The sequence below is a fragment of the Dermacoccus barathri genome, assembly GCF_015070805.1.
Taxonomy (GTDB): Bacteria; Actinomycetota; Actinomycetes; order Actinomycetales; family Dermatophilaceae; genus Dermacoccus; species Dermacoccus abyssi.
This window is the reverse complement of sequence record NZ_JADCTK010000009.1, coordinates 44,338-69,314: the sequence shown is the minus strand read 5'-3', so window position 1 is coordinate 69,314 and position 24,977 is coordinate 44,338. Positions and strand designations below refer to the sequence as shown.

22 protein-coding genes and 1 riboswitch are annotated in these 24,977 nt (G+C 70.1%); all 22 genes read right to left on the bottom strand.

Annotated features, from left to right (window positions below):
* Nucleotides 1-50 precede the first annotated feature (50 nt).
* The 22 genes from ribH to pyrR all read right to left on the bottom strand — a co-directional run bounded on the left by ribH (nt 51) and on the right by pyrR (nt 24,745).
* Nucleotides 51-527: a 6,7-dimethyl-8-ribityllumazine synthase gene (gene ribH, locus IM689_RS14095; protein ID WP_047312705.1), complete on the bottom strand. Its 477-nt coding sequence runs from the start codon at nt 525-527 to the stop codon at nt 51-53.
* Nucleotides 524-1,777, bottom strand: coding sequence for a 3,4-dihydroxy-2-butanone-4-phosphate synthase (gene ribB / locus IM689_RS14090; RefSeq protein ID WP_193644488.1), 1,254 nt, complete (start codon nt 1,775-1,777; stop codon nt 524-526). The genes ribH and ribB overlap by 4 nt, the downstream gene beginning before the upstream one ends.
* Nucleotides 1,777-2,469: a nicotinamide riboside transporter PnuC gene (pnuC, locus tag IM689_RS14085; protein ID WP_193644487.1), complete on the bottom strand. Its 693-nt coding sequence runs from the start codon at nt 2,467-2,469 to the stop codon at nt 1,777-1,779. The genes ribB and pnuC overlap by 1 nt, the downstream gene beginning before the upstream one ends.
* Nucleotides 2,466-3,098, bottom strand: a complete 633-nt coding sequence (locus tag IM689_RS14080; protein WP_193644486.1) for a riboflavin synthase — start codon at nt 3,096-3,098, stop codon at nt 2,466-2,468. Before IM689_RS14080 ends, pnuC begins: the two co-directional genes overlap by 4 nt.
* 5 nt (nt 3,099-3,103) lie before the next feature.
* Nucleotides 3,104-4,171 (bottom strand): bifunctional diaminohydroxyphosphoribosylaminopyrimidine deaminase/5-amino-6-(5-phosphoribosylamino)uracil reductase RibD, encoded by a 1,068-nt coding sequence (gene ribD / locus IM689_RS14075; protein WP_193644485.1) that lies wholly within the window; start codon nt 4,169-4,171, stop codon nt 3,104-3,106.
* Between the two features lie 137 nt (nt 4,172-4,308).
* Nucleotides 4,309-4,440, bottom strand: a riboswitch (FMN riboswitch).
* Between the two features lie 56 nt (nt 4,441-4,496).
* Nucleotides 4,497-5,153, bottom strand: a complete 657-nt coding sequence (gene rpe / locus IM689_RS14070; RefSeq protein ID WP_193644501.1) for a ribulose-phosphate 3-epimerase — start codon at nt 5,151-5,153, stop codon at nt 4,497-4,499.
* A 48-nt stretch (nt 5,154-5,201) separates the two neighbouring features.
* Nucleotides 5,202-6,794: an RsmB/NOP family class I SAM-dependent RNA methyltransferase gene (locus IM689_RS14065; RefSeq protein WP_193644500.1), complete on the bottom strand. Its 1,593-nt coding sequence runs from the start codon at nt 6,792-6,794 to the stop codon at nt 5,202-5,204.
* A gap of 136 nt (nt 6,795-6,930) precedes the next feature.
* A complete protein-coding gene (fmt, locus tag IM689_RS14060) occupies nt 6,931-7,869 on the bottom strand; it encodes a methionyl-tRNA formyltransferase (RefSeq protein WP_193644484.1) in 939 nt (312 codons plus the stop codon).
* Between the two features lie 88 nt (nt 7,870-7,957).
* Nucleotides 7,958-8,683 carry an HAD-IA family hydrolase gene (locus tag IM689_RS14055; protein ID WP_193644483.1) on the bottom strand — a complete coding sequence of 242 codons (726 nt, stop codon included), beginning with the start codon at nt 8,681-8,683 and terminating at the stop codon, nt 7,958-7,960.
* Between the two features lie 25 nt (nt 8,684-8,708).
* A complete protein-coding gene (locus IM689_RS14050) occupies nt 8,709-10,976 on the bottom strand; it encodes a primosomal protein N' family DNA-binding protein (protein WP_193644482.1) in 2,268 nt (755 codons plus the stop codon).
* A 116-nt stretch (nt 10,977-11,092) separates the two neighbouring features.
* Nucleotides 11,093-12,310, bottom strand: a complete 1,218-nt coding sequence (gene metK, locus IM689_RS14045) for a methionine adenosyltransferase (protein ID WP_193644481.1) — start codon at nt 12,308-12,310, stop codon at nt 11,093-11,095.
* A 62-nt stretch (nt 12,311-12,372) separates the two neighbouring features.
* Nucleotides 12,373-13,647 (bottom strand): bifunctional phosphopantothenoylcysteine decarboxylase/phosphopantothenate--cysteine ligase CoaBC, encoded by a 1,275-nt coding sequence (coaBC, locus tag IM689_RS14040; protein ID WP_193644480.1) that lies wholly within the window; start codon nt 13,645-13,647, stop codon nt 12,373-12,375.
* Between the two features lie 11 nt (nt 13,648-13,658).
* Nucleotides 13,659-13,922 (bottom strand): DNA-directed RNA polymerase subunit omega, encoded by a 264-nt coding sequence (gene rpoZ / locus IM689_RS14035; protein ID WP_047312698.1) that lies wholly within the window; start codon nt 13,920-13,922, stop codon nt 13,659-13,661.
* Between the two features lie 17 nt (nt 13,923-13,939).
* Nucleotides 13,940-14,500 (bottom strand): guanylate kinase, encoded by a 561-nt coding sequence (gene gmk / locus IM689_RS14030; protein WP_047312697.1) that lies wholly within the window; start codon nt 14,498-14,500, stop codon nt 13,940-13,942.
* Nucleotides 14,501-14,607: 107 nt separating this feature from the next.
* Nucleotides 14,608-15,477: an orotidine-5'-phosphate decarboxylase gene (gene pyrF, locus IM689_RS14025; protein WP_193644479.1), complete on the bottom strand. Its 870-nt coding sequence runs from the start codon at nt 15,475-15,477 to the stop codon at nt 14,608-14,610.
* 28 nt (nt 15,478-15,505) lie between these two features.
* The gene (locus IM689_RS14020) at nt 15,506-16,495 is read right to left on the bottom strand and encodes a nitronate monooxygenase (protein WP_193644478.1); all 990 of its coding nucleotides are present in this window, start codon (nt 16,493-16,495) and stop codon (nt 15,506-15,508) included.
* Nucleotides 16,492-17,205 carry an iron-sulfur cluster-binding protein gene (locus IM689_RS14015; protein WP_319803900.1) on the bottom strand — a complete coding sequence of 238 codons (714 nt, stop codon included), beginning with the start codon at nt 17,203-17,205 and terminating at the stop codon, nt 16,492-16,494. Before IM689_RS14015 ends, IM689_RS14020 begins: the two co-directional genes overlap by 4 nt.
* A gap of 176 nt (nt 17,206-17,381) precedes the next feature.
* Nucleotides 17,382-20,687: a carbamoyl-phosphate synthase large subunit gene (gene carB / locus IM689_RS14010; RefSeq protein ID WP_193644477.1), complete on the bottom strand. Its 3,306-nt coding sequence runs from the start codon at nt 20,685-20,687 to the stop codon at nt 17,382-17,384.
* Entirely contained in the window at nt 20,687-21,877 is a 1,191-nt protein-coding gene (gene carA, locus IM689_RS14005; protein WP_193644476.1) for a glutamine-hydrolyzing carbamoyl-phosphate synthase small subunit, read from the bottom strand. The genes carB and carA overlap by 1 nt, the downstream gene beginning before the upstream one ends.
* Entirely contained in the window at nt 21,874-23,178 is a 1,305-nt protein-coding gene (locus IM689_RS14000; protein ID WP_193644475.1) for a dihydroorotase, read from the bottom strand. Before IM689_RS14000 ends, carA begins: the two co-directional genes overlap by 4 nt.
* Nucleotides 23,178-24,113: an aspartate carbamoyltransferase catalytic subunit gene (locus tag IM689_RS13995; protein WP_193644474.1), complete on the bottom strand. Its 936-nt coding sequence runs from the start codon at nt 24,111-24,113 to the stop codon at nt 23,178-23,180. The genes IM689_RS14000 and IM689_RS13995 overlap by 1 nt, the downstream gene beginning before the upstream one ends.
* On the bottom strand, nt 24,110-24,745 hold the full coding sequence (pyrR, locus tag IM689_RS13990; protein WP_118912518.1) for a bifunctional pyr operon transcriptional regulator/uracil phosphoribosyltransferase PyrR: 636 nt from the start codon (nt 24,743-24,745) through the stop codon (nt 24,110-24,112). Before pyrR ends, IM689_RS13995 begins: the two co-directional genes overlap by 4 nt.
* Between the last annotated feature and the right edge of the window lie 232 nt (nt 24,746-24,977).

The following is a 24,977-nucleotide window of genomic DNA, read 5'->3' as shown; positions in this document are numbered from 1 at the left end:
GTCGCGCAGGTGCGGCCCGCGCGCCGTCCGGCATGGAAGCCGGACGACGCTCACGCACCGAGCGCGCGCAGCGTCACCTCGGTGGCGACGGCCGCGGTCGCGGCCTCGTGGCCCTTGTCCTCCGAGGAGTTCTCCAGGCCCGCACGGTCGAGGGCCTGCTCGTCGTTGTCGCACGTGAGCACACCGAAGCCGATGGCCTTGCCCGTCGTGACGCCGATCTGGGTGAGGCCGTCCGTGGCAGCGCTGCAGACGTAGTCGAAGTGCGGCGTTCCGCCACGGATGACGACGCCGAGCGCGACGAGGACGTCGAACTTTTGCGCAAGACGCGCGCAGGCCGCTGTCAGTTCGAAGGTGCCGGGCACGCGCACGAGCGTGACGTCGGACTCGGCGACGCCGGCGTCGGCCAGGCCTCGGCGAGCGCCGTCGATGAGGCCGTTCATCACGACGTCGTGCCAGCTGGCCGCGACGATCGCGACGCGCAGACCCGAGCCGTCGACGTTGAGATCGGGGGAACCGTGTCCACTCATGATGCTTCTCCTACCTGAGGTTCGTCGCCACGGTCGAAGGTGTGACCGAGACGTTCGATCTTGGTGCGCACGTACGTCGCATTGTCCGGGCCCATACCGGCCACGAGCGGAACCCGCTCGACGACGTCGATGCCGAAGCGCGCGAGCTGCGCTGCCTTGTCGGGGTTGTTCGTCAGCACCCGCACGCGGGTGTGACCGAGCGCGCGCAACATGGCGGCCGCCGCACCGTACTCGCGTCCGTCGATGGGCAGCCCTAGCTCGACCTGAGCGTCGACGGTGTCGAAGCCCGCGTCCTGCAGGCCGTACGCGCGCATCTTGTTGAGCAGCCCGACGCCGCGCCCCTCCTGGCCGCGCAGGTACAGCACGACGCCGCCCTCGCGCGAGACGAGGCGCTGCGCTTCCCGCAGCTGCGGGCCGCAGTCGCAGCGCAACGAACCGAGGGCGTCACCGGTGAGGCACTCGGAGTGCAGGCGCACGAGCGGTACCTCCCCCGGCTCGCGCTCGCTCACGAGGGCCAGGTGCTCAGCGCCGCTCTCGCGGTCCTCGAAACCCCACGCCGTGAACGTGCCGTACTCCGTCGGCAGGTTGGCCGAGGCGATGTGCTCGACGCGGTCGTGGCGCTGGCGCCACTCGATGAGCTGCTCGATCGTGATGACGGCGAGCCCCTCGGCCTCGGCGAGCTCCACGGCGCCCGGCAGGCGCATCATCGCGCCGTCGTCGTGGACGAGTTCGACGATCATCGCGACCGGCGAGAGGCCCGCGAGGCGGCACAGGTCGACCGACGCCTCGGTGTGGCCGTCACGCTCGAGCACGCCGCCCGGTCGGGCGCGCAGCGGGAAGACGTGACCGGGGCGCGTCAGTGCGTCAGGAGGCGTGGTCGGGTCGGCAAGCAGACGCAGCGTCAGTGCGCGGTCGGCGGCCGAGATGCCGGTGTGCACGCCGTCCTTCGCATCAACGGAGATCGTGTACGCGGTGCCCTTCGGGTCTTCGTTGCGCGAGACCATCGGCGGAAGGAGGAGCCGGTCGGCCACGTCGTCCGGCATCGGTGCGCAGATGACGCCCGAGCTGTGACGGATCGCCCACGCCATCCATTCGGCGGTCATCGTCTCGCCGGCCATGACGATGTCGGCCTCGTTCTCGCGGTTCTCGTCGTCGGCAACGAGCACGGGGCGTCCGGCACGCAGCTGCTCGAGGGCGTCCTCGACGCTCGACAGCCGCAGTGCCTCCTCGGATGCGTTCGGGGTGGTCATCACGATGCCTCCATCTCACGGGCCGCCACGTCCCGGCTGCGTGAGGCACGCAGCCACTGGGTGAAGCCGTAGGCGACGAGCAGGGCGTACAGCGCATAGAGCGCAGCACTCGGGTAGTACTTGGAATAGATGAGTTCAGGCACGCCGACGAGGTCGACGGCCAGCCACATGAGCCAGAAGTCGTTCCAGCCCCGGGCCATGGCGTACGTCGCGAGTAGCGAGCCGACGAAGATCCAGGCGTCGCACCAGAAGTACCACCAGGGGGCGGGCCACCCGGCACCGATGACCTCGAACACCCAGTGCATGACGACGACGCCCGCTCCCCAGGCGATGACGTAGCCGAGACGCTGTTTCGCGCTCGCCCAGTGCGGGATGACGGCCTCGCCGGTGCTGCCCTTGTTCTTGCTCTCACGCCACACGTACCAGCCGTAGAGCGAGGTCACGATGAAGAAGATCTGACGCCCGGCCTGCCCGAGCATCGGCGCCCGGTCGTCCATGCCGAAGACGAGGCCCGCGAACACGGTGAAGAGCAGCACGTTACCGACGATGCCGACCGGCCATGCCCACACCTTGCGGCGCATGCCGCCGATCGCCGAGGCCATGCCGAAGCCGTTGCCGATGATCTCGCGCCACGTAATCTGCGAGCCGCCGATCGTGAGGTGCGCCGTGTAGATCTGCTCCCAGACGCTCATGCGCTCTCCGCCTTCGCCAGGCGTTCCTCGAGGGCCGCAAGGCGCGGTCCGACGAGGTGCTCGACGTACTTGGCGAGCACGTCGACCTCGACGTTGACGGTGTCGCCGACGCTCGCGTCACCGAACGTCGTGAGGTCGAGGGTCGTCGGAATGAGGCTGACTGTGAAGGTGTCGGTCTCGCGTGAGGCCACCGTGAGCGAGACGCCGTTGAGCGTGATCGAACCCTTCTCCACGACGTAGGGCGCGAGCTCGACCGGCAGGTCGAAGCGCACGACGCTCCAGCGCTCCCCCGGCTCGATGGCGACGATGCGCGTCGTGCCGTCGACGTGACCCTGCACGACGTGGCCGCCGAACCGCGCGTCCGCGCGCATGGCGCGCTCCAGGTTGACCGGCGATCCGGGCTGCAGGGCACCGAGGCTCGTGCGGTCGAGCGTCTCCTTCATGACGTCGAGCGTGAAGGTGAGGGTGTCGAACGTCGTCACCGTGAGGCAGACGCCGTTGACCGCGATGCTGTCGCCGTGGTGCGCGTCCGTGAGCACCTCGGCCCCTTCGACGACCAGGACGACGGCGTCGGCGGTGTGCTCGATCGAGGCAACCCGGCCTTTGGCTTCGACGATTCCGGTGAACACGGTGTTCAGCTCTCCTCACGCGTCGCGAGCGGGCGCAGGGTCAGGCGCAGGTCGGTCTGCGCGGGGGTGGTGGCATCTGCGGGCGTGACGAGGCTCGTCACGTCGACGAGGTCGAAACGCCGCAGGTCGGTCATGGACGCGGCGCCGAAGTCTGCCGCTGCGGGCCTGCCGGCGCCGAGCATCGCGGGGGCGACGTAGGCGAGTACCTCGTCGACGCGCTCGGCCGCGAGGAAGGCGGCGGCGAGCGTCGGCCCGCCCTCGAGCCATACCGCGTGGATGCCGCGCTCGTGCAGCACCTCGAGAACGGCGTCGACGTCGTGGGTGCGCAGCTGGAGGGTCTCGGCGGCGTCGTCGAGGACGCGGGCGTCGGCGGGCAGGTCGCGGTCACCGACGACGACGCGCAGGGGCTGCGTCGGGAGGTTCGTGCCGTCGGTGTCGCGGACGGTGAGCTGCGGGTCGTCGGCGAGCGCCGTCCCCGTGCCGACGACGACGGCGCCGTGCTGAGCACGCAGCCGGTGGACGTCCGCGCGGGCCGTGGAACCGGTGATCCATCGAGAGGTGCCGTCGGCGGCGGCGCTGAATCCGTCGAGCGTGGCGGCGAACTTCCACCGGACGACGGGCCGAGCGTGGGTCACGGAGAACGTCCAGTCCTCGTTGAGTGCGGCCCCCTGGCGCGCAAGCTCGGCGTCCTGCTCGACGGCGATGCCCGCGTCGGCGAGGATGCCCGCTCCCCCGGCGGCTGCGCCGTTCGGGTCGCCCTGGCCGTAGACCACACGGGCCACACCGGCTGCGACGAGCGCGCGGGCGCAGGACGGCGTACGGCCCTGGTGGGCACAGGGTTCGAGGGTGACGTAAGCGGTGGCTCCACGCAGGTCCACGCCATCGGCGTTCGCCTGGGCGATGGTCGCCGCTTCGGCGTGCGGCGTTCCGGCGCCTCGGTGGTAGCCCTCGGCGAGCACCGAGCCGTCGGTCGAGACGATGACGCAGCCGACGCGCGGGTTCGCGTCCGGAAGCGGCGAAAGAGCCGCGAGCGCGACGGCACGACGCACAGCGCCTGAGCGGTCGAGCTTCATCGTTGTCACCTCCGGTTCGGAACATCACCGTTCACCGGGGTGGTGCGAGATCGCACGAAATGCAGGCTCGTCACACGACGAGCAGTGCACAGCATCCTGGGCGATGCCGAACACCGGCGCTCGCTCACGCGAACGCCCTCATGCTGCCTCCCATCCGGACTTTAACCGTCGGTCTCGGAATTTCACCGAGTCAACCGACCCCTGACGAAGCGGGCCGGGTCGCGGACTTTAACCGCCGGCTAGGAATTTCACCTACCCCGGAGCACGCCGCTCATTCTACACCCGGGGTGCGCGCGTGCGACCCCGGGTGTGAATGATCGGTCCGTCAGTGAGCGTGGCCGGCTGCGAGACGTCGAAGGTCCTCGACGGCGTCGGCGGCGGAGGCCGCGCCGTACACGGCGGAACCGGCGACGAACGTGTCCGCACCGGCTTCGGCGCACTGCTCGATCGTCTTCGCGGAGACGCCGCCGTCCACCTGGATCCAGATGTCGCCGCCGTGCTTCTTCACGCTCTCGCGCACGGCGCGCACCTTCGGCATCTGCTCAGCCATGAAGGACTGGCCACCGAAACCGGGCTCGACCGTCATGACGAGCACCATGTCGAGTTCGGGCAGCAGCTCCTCGTACGGCTCCCACGGTGTGCCGGGCTTGATGGCCATCGACGAGCGGGCTCCGGCAGCGCGGATGTCACGCGCGATCTTCTTCGGGTCGGCGGCGGCCTCGACGTGGAAGGTGACGCTCTTGCAGCCCGCTTCCGCGTACTGCGGGGCCCAGCGGTCGGGGTCGTCGATCATGAGGTGCGCATCGAGCGGCATGGGTGCCACCTTGAGCAGCGACTCGACGACGGGAAGCCCGAGCGTCAGGTTGGGCACGAAGTGGTTGTCCATGACGTCGACGTGCGCCCAGTCGGCGTTCTTGATCGCGTCGAGTTCGCGCTGCAGGTTGGCGAAGTCCGCCGAGAGGATGCTCGGCGCGATGCGCATGGTGTGTTCGACGCGGGTGGTATCGGTCATCTCGGGCCTTTCCGGTGGTCAGCGCGTCTTGCGCAGGAGGGCGAAGAACATGGCGTCGGTGCCGTGAACGTGCGGCCACAGCTGGACCGACGGCAGGGTGCCGATGCGTTCGATCGGCTCGTCGTAGGCGTCGAGGAAGTACGGCCAGGCGTCCTCCTGCACGACGTCGTCGCGCGCACCGAGCACCTCACCGATGACGGCGAGCGTTTCGGCCGGGTGCGGCGAGCAGGTCGCGTAGCCGACGATGCCGCCCGGACGCGTGGCGTCGAGCGCCGAGTTGAGCAGTTCCACCTGCAGGGTGGCGAGTTCGGCGACGTCGAAGGGACGCCGGCGCCAGCGAGACTCTGGTCGGCGACGCATCGCACCGAGACCGGTGCAAGGAGCGTCGAGCAGGACGCGGTCGTACGTCGCGGGTTCCTCGGACCCGAGCTCACGGCCATCACCGGTGCCGACGTAGATCTCGGCGCCGTCGTCGAGCAGGGCACGCAGCGTGCGGCGAACGAGCTCGGTGCGGTGCTCACTCGACTCGTTGCAGAACAGCACGTGTCCGCGAAGGTGCGCGATGGAACCGAGCACTGCGGCCTTGCCACCCGGGCCGGCACACATGTCGAGCCACTGCTCGCCTGTGGTGGTGCTGGCCGATGCCCCGGCCGTCTGCTCGTCCGACTCGGAGGCTTCGTTCTCAACGTCCTCGGCCTGCGTGGCACTGTCATCGATCGGGGTTGTGCTTTCGCCAGCGGCATCGTCGTTCGTCTCGACCGGCTTCGCGGGCTCGACCGGAGCCTCGGCCAGGGCGATAGCAAGCAGCTGAGAGCCTTCGTCCTGCACAGCAGCGCGCGTCTCGCGGACGGCCGGGATGTTCGCCGGGTCGCCGAACGGCAGGGTGGCCGCGATGGGCGACAGATCGCTGAGTTCGGCACCGGCCTCGACGAGTTCGTCGACGTCCGCGAGGCCCGGACGTGCCACGAGCGCGACGCGGGGTGCCTCGTTGTCGGCGGCGAGCAACGCGTCGAGCGCGTCGTCGAGGCTCGCCTGTCCTTCACCGCCGGCCGCTTCGTGACCGCGCAGTGCCTGACGCAGGGCCGAGACGACCCAGGCCGGGTGCGACGTCGCGATGGCGCGCACGTCGTCGGCGTTCTCGACGCCGCGGGTGAGGTCTGCGATCCAGGTGTCGCGGTCACGTTCCCCGGCGCGACGCAGAACGGCGTTGACGAAACCGGACGCACCGGCGCCCGAGTGCTCACGAGCGAGCGCGACGGTCTCGGACGTCGCCGCGTGCGTGGGCACGCGCAGCGAGAGCAGTTGGTGAACACCGAGGCGCAGGATGTCGAGCACGATCGGGTCGATGTCGGCCGGCGCGCGGCCCGCTCCGACCTCGATGACCCGGTCGTACAGGCCCTGACGACGGATGGTGCCGAGAGCCAGTTCGGTGGCGAAGGCCGCGTCGCGACCGCTGAGGTCGTGGCGGCGCAGCACCTTGGGCATCTCGAGGTTGGCGTACGCGCCGTCGTCGACCGCGCGCAGAACGGCCAGAGCCGCAGTGCGCGCCGGGTCGCCGCTGCGGCGTCGCTCGGACGGGGCGGCCGCACTGCGGTGGCCCGCACCGCGCAGCCGGGCATCCGATCGCTCTCGACCCTTCGCGTCACGACGCGACGCGTCGTGGCCACCGCGAGAGCCGCGACCGTCACCGCGGTCGTCCCGTCGGGGGTTCGAGCCGCGGCCGTAGCCACCCGATCCTTCGCGCGCGTCAGCCACCGAGGCGTTCTCCTTCGTCGATTCGTACGCCGCGTGCCCAATCGGCCGCGACCATGCTCTTCTTGCCCTGAGGCTGCACCTCGAGCAATTCCAGGGTGCCTCCGACGGCGCCCACGAAAACCTGCTTCTTCGTCGCGCGCAGCGCACCGGCCGCCAGGGGCGGGTTCGCCTCGTCGGTCACCGCGAGGGTGCTGCGCAGCACCTTGAGGCGCTCACCCCGGAACGTCGTCCAGGCACCCGGCGCCGGGGACGCGCCGCGAATGCGACGATCGACCGCGAAGGCGGGCGACTTCCAGTCGATCTGCACGTCCTCGACGAGGATCTTCGGCGCGAGGGAGACACCGTCGGCCGACTGGGCGACGGGCGTGACCTCTCCCGCTTCGAGCGCGTCCAGCGTCTTGACGAGCAACGACGCTCCGCCCTCGGCGAGGCGTCCCAGCAGGTCGCCGGCCGTGTCCGTGGCGCGGACGGCCTCTGTCATCGTGCCGAAGACTGGCCCGGTGTCGAGGCCCTCCTCGAGGAGGAAGGTCGAGGCGCCCGTGACGTCGTCGCCGGCCATGAGGGCGTGCTGCACCGGGGCGGCACCGCGCCACGCGGGCAGGAGCGAGAAGTGCAGATTGATCCACCCCAGGCGCGGCACGTCGAGAACGTCACGTGGGATGAGCGCACCGTAAGCAACGACCGGGCAGGCATCGGGTGCCAGTTCGCGCAGACGCGCGACGAACTCGGGATCGGACGGCTTGGCCGGCGTGAGTACCTCGACGCCGGCGTCCTCGGCGACGCGACGCACCGGCGACGCGGACGTCTTGCGACCGCGCCCAGAGCGGGCGTCGGGGCGGGTGATGACACCCACGACGTCGTGGGCCGAGTCGAGCAGTGCGCTCAGCGAGGGAACCGCGGCCTCGGGAGTGCCGGCGAACACAACGCGCATGGGAGCACGTCCCTTCGTCGAGTGGAGCGGGGTCGGGGTATCGGCCTCGGCCGACGTCCGGCCAAGTCTAGTGGGCGCACTACCGCCGTCAGTCACGCACGATCGGCGCCAACGGCAGACCCCTCAGGAGCAGTTCGTCGCGCAGCGTGTCCGGGTCGGTGAACAGCAACGCGTCGAGCCCCGCCTGCTCGGCGCTCATGACGTTGGCGCTCGAGTCGTCGATGAACACCGCGTCCTCGAGGCCCCCGATGTGACGGGTCACCTCCTCGAGGATCTCCCACACCTCCGGATCGGGCTTCGTCACGCCCTCCTCGCCCGAGACGATGATCTCCTCGAACAGATCGAGAAAGTCGTGCAGTTCTCGGGCGATCGGGAAGAGCTCGGCCGAGAAGTTCGTCACGGCGAACAGCGGCACCTGCGCTTCGTGTAGTTCCCGCAGGATGGCGACGGTGCCGTCGATGGGCTCGCGGATAGCGTCGGCGTAGTGGTCGACGTAGGCCTGGCCCACCTCTCCGACGGCTGCGTCGTGTTCGGTGAGTTCGGCGACGATCTCGGACCACGGCGTGCCCCCGTCCGCGCGCAAGTTGCGCCCGTGGAAGTCGATGGCGGCCTCGGCGAGAAAGGCCTCGGCGCGCTCGCGCCCGACGACGGGTTCGACGGCGAGCAACGGCTCCCAGCGGATGAGCACGTTGCCGATGTCGAAGACGACGAAGTCGACCGGGTTGGGGGCCGTGTCGTCCGTGAAGCCCCCGAGTTCCTCGAGATCGGGGCCGTCGATGTCGTCGAGTCTGCTCAGGTCAGGCGTCGAAGTCATGGCGCCCACCGTAACGGAGTGGTTCTCATGCCAGGCCGTCGAGCATCGGGTCGAGCCGCAGCGTGACGACCGGTTCGCGTGCCGCCGAGCGGGCGGCCTGCACGCCACGCAGCAGCTTCGGGGGCTCGGGCGCACCGGGGTCGTTCCAGCGCACGAGGTAGCGCACCTTCGGGTCGTCGTCGTTCGAGCGGCCCGTCGCGCGATCGAACATGTGGCGTCGTCCCAACGGCAGTGGTCCGAGCACGTCGAGCGGCACGCCGTCGTCGTTCGCGCGGCGCGAGACCTCGTCGGCCACGTCCTGCGCCGCACGTCTCGGCCCCTCGAGCGCGGCCATCCGGACGACCGGGGGTAGACCGACCTCGGCGCGTTCGGCCAGCTCGCGCTCGGCGAACCACCGCGGCGCCGCACGCACGAGCGCCTCGACGCTGGGGAACGGTACGTGGCGCGGCACGCCGCACAGGTAGACCGCTCCCCCGTCAGCGGCGCCCCGCACGAGGCCCGCGGCGGTCGACCAATGCGTGAGCGCCCGCTCGGACGAGTCGAGCCCGGCGCGATCGAGCAGTGCCCACGCGTCGAGCAGGATGGCTGCGCTGTAGCCGTTTTCGGCGATCGGCTCTGCACCGGGCGTTGCGATGACGAGCGCGGGGGTGTCGGGCACCGTGGCCAGAACGTCCGGCGCACCCGATCGGCGCACCGGCACGCCGGGGAAAGCACGCCCCAGTTCCTCCGCGGTGCGACCGGCACCGACGACGAGTGACCTCAGGTCGTGCGCACCGCACTCCGGGCAGGTGATGACGTGGGCGACGTGGCCGCACCAGCGACACGCGGGCGTGGCCCCTTCGTCGGCCAACCCCAGCGGCCCGTGGCAAACGGGGCACGCAGCCTTCGTGCGGCAGCGCGCACAGGCGAGCGCCGGAACGTAGCCACGCCGCGGCACCTGAACGAGGACGGGGCCGTGTGCGAGTGCGTCCGTGGCTCCGCGCCAGGCCTGGGCGGGAATGCGTGCCCGGGCGGCCGGGCCGTGACGTTCGACCGCCCGGTCATCCCCCGTCACGACGACGGCCGGCCCGGTACGAGCCACGGCATCGACGGCGACGAGATCCCCGCTCTCCACCCAGGCCTCGACCGCCGCCGATCGCGTGGGTCCGGCTGAGACGAGCGACGCACCACTGAGGCGGGCTCGCTCGCGCAGGACGTCGCGCACGTGCGGGTAGGGAGCGTGGGGCTCGGCGTGCAGCGAGTCCGTGTCGTCCCACCACACGACGAGCCCCAGGTCCTTCACTGGGGCGAACATCGCGGCCCGTGTGCCGACAACGACGTCGGCCTCACCGCGCACCGTCTTGAGGAACGAGGTGTAGCGCGCCTGGGGCCCTTGATCGGCACTGAGGCGCACGACCTTGTCTCGCCCGAGCAGTGCGGTGCACGCCTCGAGCACGCGCTCGACGTCGCGCGCGTCCGGCACGACGACAAGACTCCCCCGCTTCGAACGTCGAGCCGCGTCGGCGAGCTCTGCGACTGCCGCCGGCCAGGCGTCGTCACCGAACAGCCCGGGTGCCACGTTCCACGACGCACGTGGCCCTTCGCCGTCGGCGATGTGCTTGAGGAGCGACAACCCGCCGCCGTAGAAGCGCCAGGCGCTCGATGCTTCGTCGACCGCTGCCCCGGCAGGCTCGGTCGGCTCGCTCTCGGCCCGCTCATCGTCGCTCGGCGCACCCGGCGATCCGTCCGCCGCCGTCGTGTCCGATGCGTCAGCGGTCTCCCCGGCGGCGTCGACATCCACCCTTTCTGACGCCGCGGCCTTCTCCTCCCGAGCGTCGAGCGCCGCCTCGGCGCGGACGTGCCGGGGCGGGATGGCCAGGCGCAGGACGTCGCTGACGTTCCCCGCGTCACGAGCGGCCACGGCGCGAGCCAGCTCCCACACGTGCGGCGTGAGCACGACCTGGGACGAGATGACGCGTTGGATGGGCCGCAGGGTGCCCGAGAACTCGGCCTGCTCGCGCAGAGCCACGACGTAGCCGGTGATCTGTTGCGCCTTGAACCTCACCTTGACGGCGACACCGACTGCGATGTCGTCACGCATCTCCTCGGGCACCGTGTACTCGAACTCGCGGTCGAGGTGAGGCACTTCGAGCATGGGCCAGACGACGGCGACCAGGTCGGGTTTCGACCCGGACGACGCGGGCGCTGCGTCGGCGGCGTCCGTGCTGGCGTCTCCCGGCTCCTTGCGCTGAGGACGCGCGGCCTCACGCAGCAGGGCCAGCTGTTCGCTGGTCGGTGCGTGCGGCTCGCTCATGGCCCCATGTATACGGCACACCTCCGACAACCGTCGAACCTCCCCGCGTGGACGCCGAAGGGCGCCGCCACGTCCGGTGTGGACAGGCGGCGCCCTTCGCTTCGTGAGGTCGGTGATCAGCCGGCAGCGCGCTGCAGTTCCTCGACGCGGTTGGTGCGCTCCCACGTGAAGCCGTTCTCAAGACCGGCCGCCTCGGTGCGACCGAAGTGACCGTAGGCCGCGGTGGGCTGGTAGATCGGGCGCAGGAGATCGAGCTGCTCGACGAGCGCGGCCGGGCGCAGGTCGAACGTCGTGTCGATGGCCTTCTGGATGACGTCGAGCGGCTTGGTCTCGGTGCCGAAGCACTCGACGTAGAGGCCGACCGGCTGTGCCTTGCCGATGGCGTACGCGACCTGCACCTCGCAGCGCTTCGCTAGGCCGGCGGCGACGACGTTCTTGGCCACCCAGCGCGTGGCGTAGGCGGCCGAGCGGTCGACCTTCGACGGGTCCTTGCCGGAGAAGGCGCCGCCGCCGTGGCGGGCCATGCCGCCGTAGGTGTCGACGATGATCTTGCGCCCGGTGAGGCCGGCGTCACCCATGGGGCCGCCGATGACGAACTTGCCCGTGGGGTTGATGAGCTGGCGCACGTTCGTGGTGTCGAGCGCGACGCCGCTGGCCGCAAGTTCGGCGATGACCGGGTCGATGACGTGGCGCTCGATGTCGGGCGCGAGCTGACCGCCCAGGTCGATGCCTTCGTCGTGCTGGGTCGAGAGCACGACGGTCTCGAGGCCGACAGCTTTGTCACCGTCGTACGCGATGGTGACCTGGGTCTTGCCGTCCGGGCGCAGGTACTCGAGCGTGCCGTCCTTGCGCACGCGGGTGAGGCGCTCGGAGAGGCGGTGCGCGAGGAAGATCGGCAGCGGCATGAGTTCGGGGGTGTCGTCGCAGGCGTAACCGAACATGAGGCCCTGGTCGCCGGCGCCCTGCAGATCGAGCGGGTCGACGCCACCGTCGACGCGGTGTTCGTGCGCCTGGTCGACGCCCTGCGCGATGTCGACCGACTGCTGGCCGATCGAGACGGAAATGCCGCAGCTGTGCCCGTCGAAGCCCTTGAGCGAGGAGTCGTAGCCGACCTCGGTGATGACGTTGCGCACGAGCGTCGCGATGTCCGTGTAGCCCTCGGTGCGCACCTCTCCCGCCACGTGCACGAGGCCCGTCGTCACCATCGTCTCGACCGCGACGCGCGACTTCGGGTCCTTCTTGAGCATGTCGTCGAGGATCGCGTCACTGATCTGGTCACAGATCTTGTCGGGGTGACCTTCGGTGACGGACTCGGAGGTGAACAGACGGGTCAAAGCGGACTCCTGACGTGGGCAGCGGCTGCTGACTGGGGCGCGAACCACCCCGTCACAGCATGTTACTGAGTAGTGAAGATAGACGCGGCGAGGTCGACGACCGCTGCCGCGATGTGAGACTTCGGGGCGGGCCCGACGGTGACGACCTCGTCGGAGTCGGCACGCAGCAGGTGGGCGGTCGACTCGTCCTGACCGAACGTGACGCCGTCGCCGACCTCGTTGGCCACGAGAACGTCGCACCCCTTGCGAGCGAGCTTGGCGCGGGCGTGGAACAGGACGTCGCCGTCGGCGTCGCCCGTCTCGGCGGCGAACCCGACGATGACGCGACGACGCGCCTCCGAGTCGGCCTTCGCGTCACGCTGCGCGACGGCTTCGGCGAGGATGTCGGGGTTGCGCACCAGTGTGATGACGGGCGCCGAGTCGTCGCCCGGGCCGTGCGTCTTCTTGATCTTCGACGTGGCCACCTCACCCGGGCGGAAATCGGCCACGGCGGCCGCCATGACGAGCAGGTCGGGCTCGGCCTCGAGCACCTTCTCACGCATCGCCCGGGCGCTCTCGACCATGACGACGTCGACGCGGGACGCAACGTCAGCGGGCGGCGTGGCCGTCGTGACGAGGGTGACCTTGGCGCCCAGGTCGGCTGCAGCGGCCGCGATGGCGAAGCCCATCTTTCCGCTGCTGCGGTTGCCGAGGTAGCGCACGGGGTCGATGGCCTCACGCGTGCCGCCGGCGGTGACCAGCACGGTGCGTCCGGCCAAGGGCCCCTGTGCGCGGGCGACAGGAACCTTCTCGGCACCGTCACGGCGCGTACCGCTCGCGGCCGCAGCCAAAGCGGCTTCGTAGATGACGTCGGGGTCGGGCAGACGGCCGGGGCCGGTGTCGGCGCCCGTGAGTCGACCCGACGCGGGCTCGACGATCGTCACGCCGCGCTCACGCAGCGTGGCGACGTTGGCCTGCGTGGCCGGGTGAAGCCACATCTCGGTGTGCATGGCCGGAGCCATGACAACCGGGCAGCGCGCCGTGAGCAGCGTGTTCGTCAGCAGGTCGTTCGCCATGCCACACGCGGCCTTGGCGAGCAGGTCTGCCGTTGCCGGTGCCACGACGACGAGATCGGCGCTCTGGCCGAGCTTGACGTGCGGCACCGCGTGCACGTTCTCGAAGACACCCGTCTGCACCGGCTTGCCCGAGAGCGCCTCCCACGTGGGAGCGCCGACGAATTCGAGTGCAGCAGAAGTGGGCACGACCGTGACGTCGTGCCCACTTTCCGTGAAAAGACGAAGGAGCAACGCCGCTTTGTAGCCGGCGATGCCCCCCGTCACACCGAGAACGATGCGCATCGAAGCGAGACTCAGGCTTCGAGCTTCTCGATCGAGAGCAAACCCTCGTTCATCTCGCGCAACGCAATCGACAGCGGCTTGTCGTTGGGCTGGGCCTCCACGAGCGGACCGACGTTGTCGAGCAGGCCGTCAGCGAGCTGGCTGTAGTAGCCGTTGATCTGACGCGCGCGCTTCGAGGCGTACGTCACGAGCGCGTACTTGCTGTCCGCGATCTCGAGGAGGTCGTCGATGGGCGGGTTCGTGATGCCGATGGGCTCGGCCTTGGTGCCGGACACAATCACTCGTTTCGTCGTCAGTTTTCAGGGGTTCTCATCAATGATACGAGTTCTTCGGCTGCACGCCGAACGTCGTCGTTGACGATGACGTGGTCGAACTCGGATTTCGCGGCCAGTTCGACCTTCGCGGTCTGGAGGCGTCGCTCGCGCTCCTCCTCAGTCTCGGTGCCGCGCCCGACGAGCCGGCGCACCAGCTCGTCCCAGCTCGGAGGCTCGAGGAAGACGAAGAACGCGTCGGGCGCGTTCTGCTTGACCTGGCGCGCACCCTGGAGGTCGATCTCGAGCAGCGGCAGCTTGCCCTCGGCCATCGCCTCCTCGACGGGGGCCTTTGGCGTGCCGTATGAGGCACGACCGTGGACGATGGCGTGTTCGAGGAAGCCGTCCTCGCGCGCCGTCCGGGCGAACTCCTCGTCGCTGAGGAAGCGGTAGTGGACTCCGTCGATCTCACCCGGGCGCGGCGGGCGCGTCGTCGCGGAGACCGAGAGCCACACCTCCGGGTAGTGCTCGCGGATGTAAGCGGCGACGGTGCCCTTGCCGACCGCGGTGGGGCCGGCCAGGACGACGAGGCGTCCACTCATCGGGATTCCTTCCACGGCGAACTGGTGCGAGACGCCCGCGAGGGCGTGTCGCTCATCCTTTCACAGGCCGACAGTTGGCCGCCCGGCCCCTGTTCAGGCCGAGCGACTCACGCCAAGCGAGCCACACTCTCGCGCGTGCGCTCCACAGCCTCGATGAGCGAGCTGCCGTCCGGGCCGGCCTTGAGCACGTCGCGCGACGTCGTCGGGATGACGCGCTCGACGGAGGCGCCGAAGACTTCCTTGATCGTCTCGACCGTGCCGCCCTGCGCGCCGAAGCCCGGCGCGAGGACCGGCGCGTTCGACGCAGCGAGCGCGTCGCGCAGGCCGAGGTCGTCGAGCGCCGAGCCGATCGTGGCGCCCATGACGAAGCCGACGTGGCCCCACTCCCCCCGGCCGGCAGCCTCGGCGTTGTCGCGGGTTGCCGCCGCGACGATGTCGCCCGCGACGCTGCCGCGCGGCGTGCTCGCGTGCTGGACGCCTGCCCCCTCTGGGTTCGAGGTCAGTGCGAGCACGAACACGCCGCGTCCGGTGTCCCGCGCGAGGTCGAGCGCCGGGCGCAGCGACTCGTACCCGAGGTACGGGCTGAGCGTGATCGCGTCGGCCGGCTCGGGCGCGTCCTTGCCGAGAAACGCCTCCCCGTAGGCCGTCATCGTCGTGCCGATGTCGCCGCGCTTCACGTCGAGCACGACAAGGGTGCCTGCTTCGCGCAGTTCCTTCGTCACGCGCTCGAGCAGCGCCACACCGCGCGAGCCGAACACCTCGAAGAACGCCGACTGCGGCTTGACGGAGGCGACGCGCCCGCCGAACGCCTCGACGCACGTCAGCGCGAACCGCTCGACACCCTCGTAGCTGTAGGGCAGTCCCCATCCCTCGACGAGCCCACGGTGCGGGTCGATGCCGACGCAGGCGGGGCCGAAGCGCTCGTGCGCGGCCTTGAGTCGAGCACCGAAACCGGCTTCGGGTGACGTGGTGGTCATGGCGGTTCTCCTGGTCGAACGGTCGGCGTCAGCGGTGCGCGACGGCGGTCATGGCGGACGGGGGCATGGAGAGCTCTGCGCAGTGACGGCGCAGTGCGTCGAGGGTCGTGACGCCGGCGCGTGGGTCGCGGATGAGCGCGGTTCCCATCTGCACCGCGCTCGCTCCCGCAGCGAGGGCTGCGACGACGTCCTCGGCCCGCGCGATGCCGCCCCCGGCGACGATCGGCGCGCTCGGGAGTCGGCCGGCGATCATCGCGGCCTTGAGTTCGAAGACGGCGCCGAGCGTCATGGGCAGCAGTGCCGGGCCGGCCATCGTCGCCGCGCCGCGCGTGCGGGGTCTCAGCGTCGTCGGGTCGATGCTCGTCGCTGCCGGCGGGTGACCGACGACGATGACGTCGGCACCCGACTTCAGTGCGGCGCGGGCCAACTCGACGACATCCGTGCCCAACGTGAGCTTGGCGAAGAGGAGCAGGTTGCGTGGGAGGTGTTCGCGCACACGGGCGACGACCTTCGTCACGGCGTACTCGTCACGCGCGAAGGGGCGCCCGCTGTTCGCCTCGTTCGGCACGGACAGGTTCATCTCGACACCGAGCAGACCGCGCGCTGCGGTGCGACGACGCACGGCCGCAGCAGCCTCGGCGAAGTCGCCGCTCGTGTCCCCCGCGATCGACGCGACGACCGGCGTCTCGCCGCAGATCTCCCACGGCAGCCGCGTGGCGCTCAAGGCGTTGGCACCGATGTTCGGCACGTCGTGTGGGTGCACGACTCCCGAGGGTGTCTCGACGACGACGCGACGTTCGCTACTCTCGCGAGCTTCACTCGTCAGCGTCGGCGTGACGAGGGCCCCGAACCCGCCGAGTCCACCCCAGCGCACGAGTTCGTGCCCGAACCCGCCACAGCCGGACGCCGCGAGAAGCGGCGAGGCGAGGCGGTGGTTGCCGAGCGTGACCGACACGTCGATGTCTTCGGGAGGCGTGTTCGTCTGCGGCTCAGCGCCCTTCGGCGTCTGCGGACTCATCGCTGCTCCAACAGGTCGTGCCAGACGACGCGGTCACCGGGCAGCACCGGGCCCTCGCTGCAGCATCGAACACTGCGAACGTCGCCGGACGCCCCGGCGACCGGCACGATGCACGCACCGCACAGGCCGGTGCCGCACGGCATGGGCACGTCGAACGCACCCTGCAGCACGGCCCCTCGACCCTGGGAGGCCGCCGTCATCGCCGCAAGAGCCGACACGTCGCCGGCCGCATAGACCACCGGGGCGTCACTCTCGCGGAGCGCGGCATCGAGCGCGACCTGCACGAGGTATTCGAGCGACGTCACTCCCCCCGCTTCCGGCACCACGGTGACGACGTCACCCACGAGACGGCGTGCTTCGATGACACCGAGCAGGTGACGGTCGTCGCGACCGCCGATGACGACGCGCGGCACCTGGCTCCCCGCTCGACGCAGTTCGGTGATGAGCCACACGAGCGGCGCCGCGCTGGCACCGACGCCCGCGACGACCGCACGCACCGGCTGCGACGGCAGCGGGAAGCCACGCCCGAGCGGGCCGAGGATGCTCACCTCGTCGTGGAGGCGTCGCCCGGCGAGCCAGGCACTGGCCTCGTCGGCGTCGGGGTCGATGACGACCTCGACGGTGCCGCCGAACGTGCCCGTGGGAGTGACGGCCCGCAGCGGCAGCGCGCGTCGGGTGATGATCGCCGACGCCTCGTCACCGATCGCCACCGAAACGAGCTGTCCCGGCCGCGCCGCCTCGGCGATGCCGGGCGCGACGAAGGTGTGCGCGACGAAGGCGCCGACGCGCCGCGTGGCGATGAGTTCACCCGTGACGGAGACGACGCCGTCGGCGTTCGACGGCGACGCCTGCGCATCCGGTGTCGTGCGTGCGTTCAGGGCGGGCCTCAGCGCGCCGCGAACAGGTTGAGGTCGGCCGCGTGCTCCTGCAACGACTTCACCGAGAACTCGCCCTGCATGCCGGCCTCGATGGCCTGCACGGCTGCGGCGAGCTCCTGAACCGTCGTGATGACGGGCGCGTTCATCGACGTTCCCGCCGCGCGGATCGCGTAACCGTCGGCGCGCGCATCCTGGCCGGACGGCGTGTTGACGATCATGCCGACCTCGCCGTCGAGGATGCGCTGAACGATTGTCTTCTCGCCGTCCTCGCCCTGACCCTGCGAGTGCTTGCGCACCGTGGTCGAGGCGATGCCGTTGCGACGCAGCACGTCCGACGTTCCGCTCGTCGCGAGCACCGTGAAGCCGAGGTCGACGAGGCGCTTGACGGGGAACAACATGGCGCGCTTGTCGCGGTTGGCGCACGAAACGAAGATGTTGCCCGAGCGCGGCAGCCCCTGGCCCGAACCGAGCATCGCCTTGGCGAACGAGGTGGCGAAGTCGGCGTCGATGCCCATGACCTCACCGGTGGAGCGCATCTCCGGGCCGAGGAGTGAGTCGACGACCTCTCCCTCGGCGGTGCGGAAGCGCTGGAACGGCAGCACGGCCTCCTTGACCGAGACCGCAGCGTCGAGAGGCAGGTGCGAACCGTCCCCGGTGGGCGGCAGCATGCCCTCGGCGCGCAGGTCGGCGATCGAGGAGCCGAGCATGAGGCGGGCGGCGGCCTTGGCGAGCGGCACGGACGTTGCCTTGGCGACGAACGGCACCGTACGGCTGGCGCGCGGGTTGGCCTCGAGAACGTAGAGCACGTCCTGAGCGAGCGCGAACTGCACGTTCATGAGGCCGCGCACACCGATGCCCTCGGCGAGGGCGAGCGTCGAGGCGCGAACGCGGTCGAGCTCCTCGGTGCCGAGCGTTGCCGGCGGCAGGACGCAGGCCGAGTCACCGGAGTGGATTCCGGCCTCCTCGACGTGCTCCATGATGCCGCCGAGGTACATCTCCTTGCCGTCGTAGAGGCAGTCGACGTCGATCTCGATGGCTTCGTCGAGGAAGCGGTCGACGAGCACGGGGTGCTCGGGCGACGCCGTCGTCGCACGCGTGACGTACCCACGCAGCGTGTCGTCGTCGTAGACGATCTCCATGCCGCGGCCACCGAGCACGTAGCTCGGGCGCACGAGCACCGGGAAGCCGATCTCACGGGCCACCTCGACGGCCTCGTCGGCCGAGTAGGCGATGCCGTGGCGCGGCGCGGGCAGGTTCGCCTCGGCGAGCACGCGGCCGAACGCTCCGCGGTCCTCGGCCAGGTCGATGGCCTCGGGAGACGTGCCGACGATCGGCACGCCCTCGGCCTTGAGGGCGCGCGCCAGGCCGAGCGGCGTCTGGCCACCGAGCTGGACGATGACGCCCGCGAGCGGACCGGCCTCACGCTCGGCGTGGACGACCTCGAGCACGTCCTCGAGCGTCAGCGGCTCGAAGTAGAGGCGCGAGCTCGTGTCGTAGTCGGTGGAGACCGTCTCGGGGTTGCAGTTGACCATGACGGTGTCGAAGCCGGCGTCACGCAGCGCGAACGAGGCGTGCACGCACGAGTAGTCGAACTCGATGCCCTGACCGATGCGGTTGGGGCCCGAGCCGAGGATGATGACGGCGGGCTTCTCGCGCGGCAGCACCTCGCTCTCCTCGTCGTAGGAGGAGTAGTAGTACGGCGTCTGCGCAGCGAACTCGGCTGCACAGGTGTCGACCGTCTTGTAGACCGGGCGCACACCGAGCGCGTGGCGGACGCCGCGCACGACGTCCTCCTTCATGCCCGTCAGCTGTGCGAGCTGGGCGTCGGAGAAGCCGTGCTTCTTCGCCAGGCGCAGCAGTTCCGGCGTCAGCTGGGGTGCGCGCGAGATCTCCTCGGCCACCTCGTTGATGAGCTGCAGCTGGTCGAGGAACCACGGGTCGATCTTCGTGGCCTCGTGCACCTCTTCGACGCTGAGGCCGCCACGCAGCGCCTGCTGGACGAGCAGGATGCGGCCGTCGGTCGGGCGCTTGGCCTGCTCGAGCAGCTCGCGCGCCATCTCGGGCGTCGGCAGGTCGTCGGCGCGCCAGTGGAACTGCGCCTCCTTGCGCTCGATGGAACGCAGCGCCTTCTGCAGCGCCTCGGTGAAGTTGCGGCCCAGCGCCATGGCCTCGCCGACGGACTTCATGGTCGTCGTCAGGGTCGGGTCGGCGGCCGGGAACTTCTCGAACGCGAAGCGCGGCACCTTGACGACGATGTAGTCGAGCGTCGGCTCGAAGCTCGCCGGCGTCTCGGCCGTGATGTCGTTCGGCACCTCGTCGAGGGTGTAGCCGATGGCCATCTTCGCCGCGATCTTGGCGATCGGGAAGCCGGTGGCCTTCGACGCGAGCGCCGACGAACGCGAGACGCGCGGGTTCATCTCGATGACGATCATGCGGCCGTCGGCCGGGTTGATGGCGAACTGGATGTTGCAGCCGCCGGTGTCGACGCCGACCTCGCGGATGACGGCGATGCCGACGTCACGCATGCGCTGGTACTCGCGGTCGGTGAGCGTCAGCGACGGGGCCACCGTGATGGAGTCACCGGTGTGAACACCCATGGGGTCGAAGTTCTCGATGGAACAGACAACAACGACATTGTCGACGTTGTCCCTCATCACCTCGAGCTCGTACTCCTTCCACCCGAGGATCGACTCCTCGAGGAGCACCTCGGTGGTCGGGCTGGCCTGCAGGCCCGCGCCGGCCATGCGGCGCAGGTCGGTCTCGTCGTAAGCGAAACCGGAGCCGAGGCCACCCATGGTGAACGAGGGGCGCACGACGACCGGGTAGCCGAGCTCCTCGGCGCCGGCGAGCACGTCGTCCATGGAGTGGCAGATGTAGGAACGGGCCGACTCGGCGCCACAGCGCTCGACGACGCCCTTGAACTTCTCGCGGTCCTCGCCGAGCTCGATGGCTTCGACGTTGGCGCCGATGAGCGGGCAGCCGTACTTCTCGAGCACGCCGTCCTTGTGCAGCGCGATGGCCGTGTTGAGCGCCGTCTGACCACCGAGGGTGGCGAGGACGGCGTCCGGGCGCTCCTTCTCGATGATGGAGGCAACGATCTCGGGCGTGATCGGCTCGACGTAGGTGACGTCTGCGGTCTCCGGGTCGGTCATGATCGTCGCCGGGTTGGAGTTGACGAGGATGACGCGAAGGCCCTCCTCTCGCAGCACGCGGCAGGCCTGCGTACCCGAGTAGTCGAACTCCGCGGCCTGGCCGATGACGATCGGGCCGGAGCCGATGACGAGGACGCTCTTGATGTCGGTGTTCTTGGGCATCAGGCGCTCACCTTCGCGTCGTTGTGGTCGCTCATCATGGCGACGAAGCGGTCGAACAGGTAGGCCGCGTCGTGCGGCCCGGCTGCGGCCTCCGGGTGGTACTGCACCGAGAAGGCGGGGATGTCGAGGCAGCGAAGCCCCTCGACGACGTCGTCGTTGAGGCACACGTGCGAGACCTCGACGCGTCCGAAGCTCGTGCCGTGCTCGGCGTCCGCGGGGGCGTCGGTGTGCCCCTCGATGGGCGCGTCGACGGCGAAGCCGTGGTTCTGGGCGGTGATCTCGACGGTGCCGCTCTCCTTGTCGAGCACGGGCACGTTGATGCCGCGGTGGCCGTACTTAAGCTTGTACGTGCCGAAGCCGAGGGCGCGTCCGAGCAGCTGGTTGCCGAAGCAGATGCCGAAGTACGGAATGCCGGCGCCGAGTACGTCACGCAGGAGGCCGACCTGAGGGGCGGTGGCGGGGTCGCCGGGGCCGTTCGAGAAGAACACACCGTCGGGGTCGATCGCCTGCACCTCCTCGAGCGTCGCCGTGGCCGGCATGACGTGCACCTCGATGCCGCGCTCGCTCATCATGCGCGGGGTGTTCGACTTGATGCCGAGGTCGACCGCGGCCACGGTGAACTTCTTCTCGCCCTGGGCCGGGACGACGTAGGTCTCCTTCGTCGCGACCTCGGACGCGAGCTCGCTGCCCTCCATCGTCGGCGCATTCTTCACGGCCTCGAGGAGTTCGGAGTCCAGCTTGTCCGCGTCCGCGCCGGAGAAGACGCCAACACGCATGGCGCCGCGCTCGCGCAGGTGACGCGTGAGGGCGCGCGTGTCGATCTCGCAGATTCCGACGATGCCCTGCTCGACGAGGTCGTCCTCGAGCGTGCGCACGCTGCGCCAGTTCGACGGGCGGATGGCGGGGTCGCGTACGACGTAGCCGGCCACCCAGATGCGGCGCGACTCCTCGTCCTCGTCGTTCATGCCGGTGTTGCCGACGTGCGGCGCCGTCATGACGACGACCTGCTTGTGATAGCTCGGGTCGGTCAGCGTCTCCTGGTAGCCGGACATCCCGGTTGAGAAGACGGCCTCACCGAACGTCGTACCCTCGGCGCCGTAGCTGCGACCGCGGAAGACGCGCCCGTCCTCGAGGACGAGCACGGCGTCGGAACGCCGGGCGAGAACGCCGGTCTGATCGTTCGTGGTCACTGGTGAACCTCTCCGTTGGCGAAGGTGCGGCGTCCGCGCAGGAACGTCGCGGCGACGGCGCCCTTGAGCGTGCGTCCGTGCCAGGGGTTGTTGCGGGAAAGCGACTTCGATTCCTCGCGGTCGACGACGTTCGTCACCGCGGGATCGAAGAGGGTGATGTTCGCGGGGGCACCGGCCACGAGGCCGCCGCCCTGCGACGTCAGGCGGGCGATGCGCGCTGGCCGCGCTGAGGTGGCCTCGGCAACCTGCGCCCACGTCATGCGGCCCGGTTCGACCATCGTCGTGTGGAGCACCGCGAGCGCCTGCTCGAGCCCGAGCATGCCGAACGCGGCGTCGGCGAAGGCGTGCTCCTTGTCGTGGCGGGCGTGCGGGGCGTGGTCGGTGGCGACGGCGTCGATCGTGCCGTCGGCGAGCGCCTCGCGCACGGCCTCGATGTCCTCCGCGGGACGCAGCGGCGGGTTGACCTTGAACACCGGGTCGTACCCGGCGAGCAGGTCGGTCTCGAGCATGAGGTGGTGCGGCGTGACCTCCGCGGTGACGTCGATGCCGAGCGACTTGGCCCAGCGCAGCACCTCGACGGTGCCCGCGGTGGAGGCGTGCGCGATGTGCACGCGGCTGCCCGTGTGGCGGGCCAGCATCACGTCGCGCGCGACGATGACCTCCTCGGCGACACCCGGCCAGCCGGGCAACCCGAGGCGTCCGGCGACCTCGCCCTCGTGGCAGCACGCGGAGCCGTCGGCGAGCAACGGATCCTGGGCGTGCTGGCTGACAACGCCGTCGAACGCCTTGACGTACTCGAGCGCGCGGCGCATGAGGCGGGCGTCGTGGACGCACTTGCCGTCGTCGGAGAACACGCGCACCTGGGCGCGGCTGCGCGCCATGAGACCGAGCTCGGCGAGCTCCTCACCGGCGAGGCTCTTCGTCACGGCACCGACGGGGTGGACGTCGACGAGACCGACGCGCTCCCCCAGTTTGGCGATCCGCTCGGCGGCCTCCGCGGTGTCGGTGACGGGGTTCGTGTTGGCCATCGCGAAGACGGCCGTGAAGCCACCGGCTGCGGCGGCGGCCGATCCGGTGCGGATCGTCTCGGCGTCCTCACGGCCCGGCTCCCGCAGGTGCGTGTGCAGGTCGACGAGGCCGGGAAGAGCGACGAGGCCGTCGGCGTCGACGCGCTCGATGCCGGACGGAACATCGAGCCCCGTACCGATTTCGGCGATACGCCCGTCGCGCACGAGGATGTCGGCGGCCCCGCTGCCGACGACGTCGGCGCCGGTGATGAGGTAGTCGGTCGTGCTGGCCATCAGGCGCCGGCTCCTTCGTTCGAGACGAGCAGGTGGTAGAGAACGCTCATGCGCACGGCAACACCGGCGCTGACCTGGTCGAGCACCTTGGAACGCGCTTCGTCGGCGGCGTCGGGGCTGATCTCGAGGCCGCGGTTCATGGGCCCCGGATGGCAGATGACGGCGTGCGCCGGCAGGAGGCCGAGGCGGTCGCGCGTGAGTCCGTACCCGACCGTGTACTCGCGGGGCGTCGGGAAGTAACCGCCCGACATCCGCTCACGTTGCACGCGCAGCATCATGACGGCGTCGGCGTGCGGGAGCACGGCGTCGAGGTCGTAGCTCGTCTCGAATCCGTCGGCCCCAGCCCACGCGGCGATACCGCTGGGCATGAGCGTCGGCGGCGCGACGAGCGTGACGTGCGCGCCGAGCGTCTTGAGCAGGATGAGGTTCGAACGCACGACACGGCTGTGCGTCAGATCGCCGACGATGACGACGTGCTTGCCCTCGAGCGTGCCGAGCTGCGCCTGCATCGTGTAGGCGTCGAGCAGGGCCTGGGTGGGGTGCTCGTGGGTGCCGTCACCGGCGTTGACCACCATGCATTCGACCCACTGGCTCACCTGCAGCGGAGCGCCGGAGCGCATGTGGCGGATGACGAGACCGTCGACGCCCATGGCGGCGACCGTGAGCACGGTGTCGCGCAGCGACTCGCCCTTGCTCACGCTCGATCCCTTGGCGCTGACGTTGATGACGTCGGCCGAGAGCCACTTGCCCGCGATCTCGAAGGAACTGCGGGTGCGGGTCGAGTCCTCGAAGAAGAGATTGACGACGGTGCGTCCGCGTAGCGCAGGGAGCTTCTTGACCTCGCGGTTCTGCACGTCGTGCATCGCACCTGCGGTCTCGAGGATCTGCCCGGCCATGTCACGGCTCAGGTCGGCTGCCGAGAGAAGGTGCTTCATGCGTCGCTCCTTGCGGCGGAACCTGAGATGCGAACCTCGTCGGCGCCGTCGATCTCGGTGATGGAAACCCGCACGTGCTCGCTCGTGGCGGTCGGCAGGTTCTTGCCCACGTGGTCGGCACGGATCGGAAGTTCGCGGTGCCCGCGGTCGACGAGGACGGCGAGGCGCACGGCCTTCGGACGGCCGAGATCGCCGAGGGCGTCGAGAGCGGCGCGGACCGTGCGTCCGGAGAAGAGCACGTCGTCGACGAGGACGACTGTGCGCTCGTCGATGCCACTGGCGGGGATGTCACTGTGGTGGGCTACGCGAGCCGGGTTCTTGCGCAGATCGTCGCGGTACATCGTGACGTCGAGCGTGCCGACGGGGATGTCGACGCCTTCGACGGCCTTGAGGGCGTCACCGAGGCGGCGGGCGAGGTGCGCTCCGCGCGTCGGGATGCCGAGGAGGACGAGATCGTCGGCGCCCTTGTTGCGTTCGAGGATCTCGTGGGAGATGCGGCGCAGAGCTCGCGCGATCTCGGGAGCCGACAGCACCACCCTCCCCACATCGGGCGGTGAACCGGCCGCCTCGCGGCCCGATTCGGTGTCGGCGGGGTGCCCGTTCCCGGTTACTCCCATGTCGTCGCGCGTCATGCGCAGGCCTCCTTCGCCGCCTCACGGGACGGATCGTTAAAGGATGATTCCGTGCCCGAGTTTACATGCCCTTCCTCTGGCAAGATGACGGCCGTGACCGACCCGAGCGACACCCCAGCCCGCAGGCTCGAACGCAGCGGCGCTCGCCTCCTCCAGCAGGTCGCGAGCTGATCGGACGTCGAAACGCCCGCAACCCCTCCATGGGGTGCGGGCGCTTCGGCGGAACTGGAGT

Bases quoted from the DNA above. Each gene is read 5' to 3' on its own strand.
- ribB (WP_193644488.1), bottom strand. From the start codon at position 1,777: ATGACCACCCCGAACGCATCCGAGGAGGCACTGCGGCTGTCGAGCGTC.
- IM689_RS14050 (WP_193644482.1), bottom strand. From the start codon at position 10,976: ATGAGCGAGCCGCACGCACCGACCAGCGAACAGCTGGCCCTGCTGCGT.
- carB (WP_193644477.1), bottom strand. From the start codon at position 20,687: ATGCCCAAGAACACCGACATCAAGAGCGTCCTCGTCATCGGCTCCGGC.
- fmt (WP_193644484.1), bottom strand. From the start codon at position 7,869: ATGCGCGTTGTGTTCGCCGGCACTCCCGAGGCCGCGGTTCCCTCGCTG.
- coaBC (WP_193644480.1), bottom strand. From the start codon at position 13,647: ATGCGCATCGTTCTCGGTGTGACGGGGGGCATCGCCGGCTACAAAGCG.
- rpe (WP_193644501.1), bottom strand. From the start codon at position 5,153: ATGCGCATCGCGCCGAGCATCCTCTCGGCGGACTTCGCCAACCTGCAG.
- ribH (WP_047312705.1), bottom strand. From the start codon at position 527: ATGAGTGGACACGGTTCCCCCGATCTCAACGTCGACGGCTCGGGTCTG.
- IM689_RS13995 (WP_193644474.1), bottom strand. From the start codon at position 24,113: ATGAAGCACCTTCTCTCGGCAGCCGACCTGAGCCGTGACATGGCCGGG.
- IM689_RS14055 (WP_193644483.1), bottom strand. From the start codon at position 8,683: ATGACTTCGACGCCTGACCTGAGCAGACTCGACGACATCGACGGCCCC.
- IM689_RS14000 (WP_193644475.1), bottom strand. From the start codon at position 23,178: ATGGCCAGCACGACCGACTACCTCATCACCGGCGCCGACGTCGTCGGC.
- pyrR (WP_118912518.1), bottom strand. From the start codon at position 24,745: ATGACGCGCGACGACATGGGAGTAACCGGGAACGGGCACCCCGCCGAC.
- pyrF (WP_193644479.1), bottom strand. From the start codon at position 15,477: ATGACCACCACGTCACCCGAAGCCGGTTTCGGTGCTCGACTCAAGGCC.
- IM689_RS14020 (WP_193644478.1), bottom strand. From the start codon at position 16,495: ATGAGTCCGCAGACGCCGAAGGGCGCTGAGCCGCAGACGAACACGCCT.
- ribD (WP_193644485.1), bottom strand. From the start codon at position 4,171: ATGAAGCTCGACCGCTCAGGCGCTGTGCGTCGTGCCGTCGCGCTCGCG.
- pnuC (WP_193644487.1), bottom strand. From the start codon at position 2,469: ATGAGCGTCTGGGAGCAGATCTACACGGCGCACCTCACGATCGGCGGC.
- gmk (WP_047312697.1), bottom strand. From the start codon at position 14,500: ATGAGTGGACGCCTCGTCGTCCTGGCCGGCCCCACCGCGGTCGGCAAG.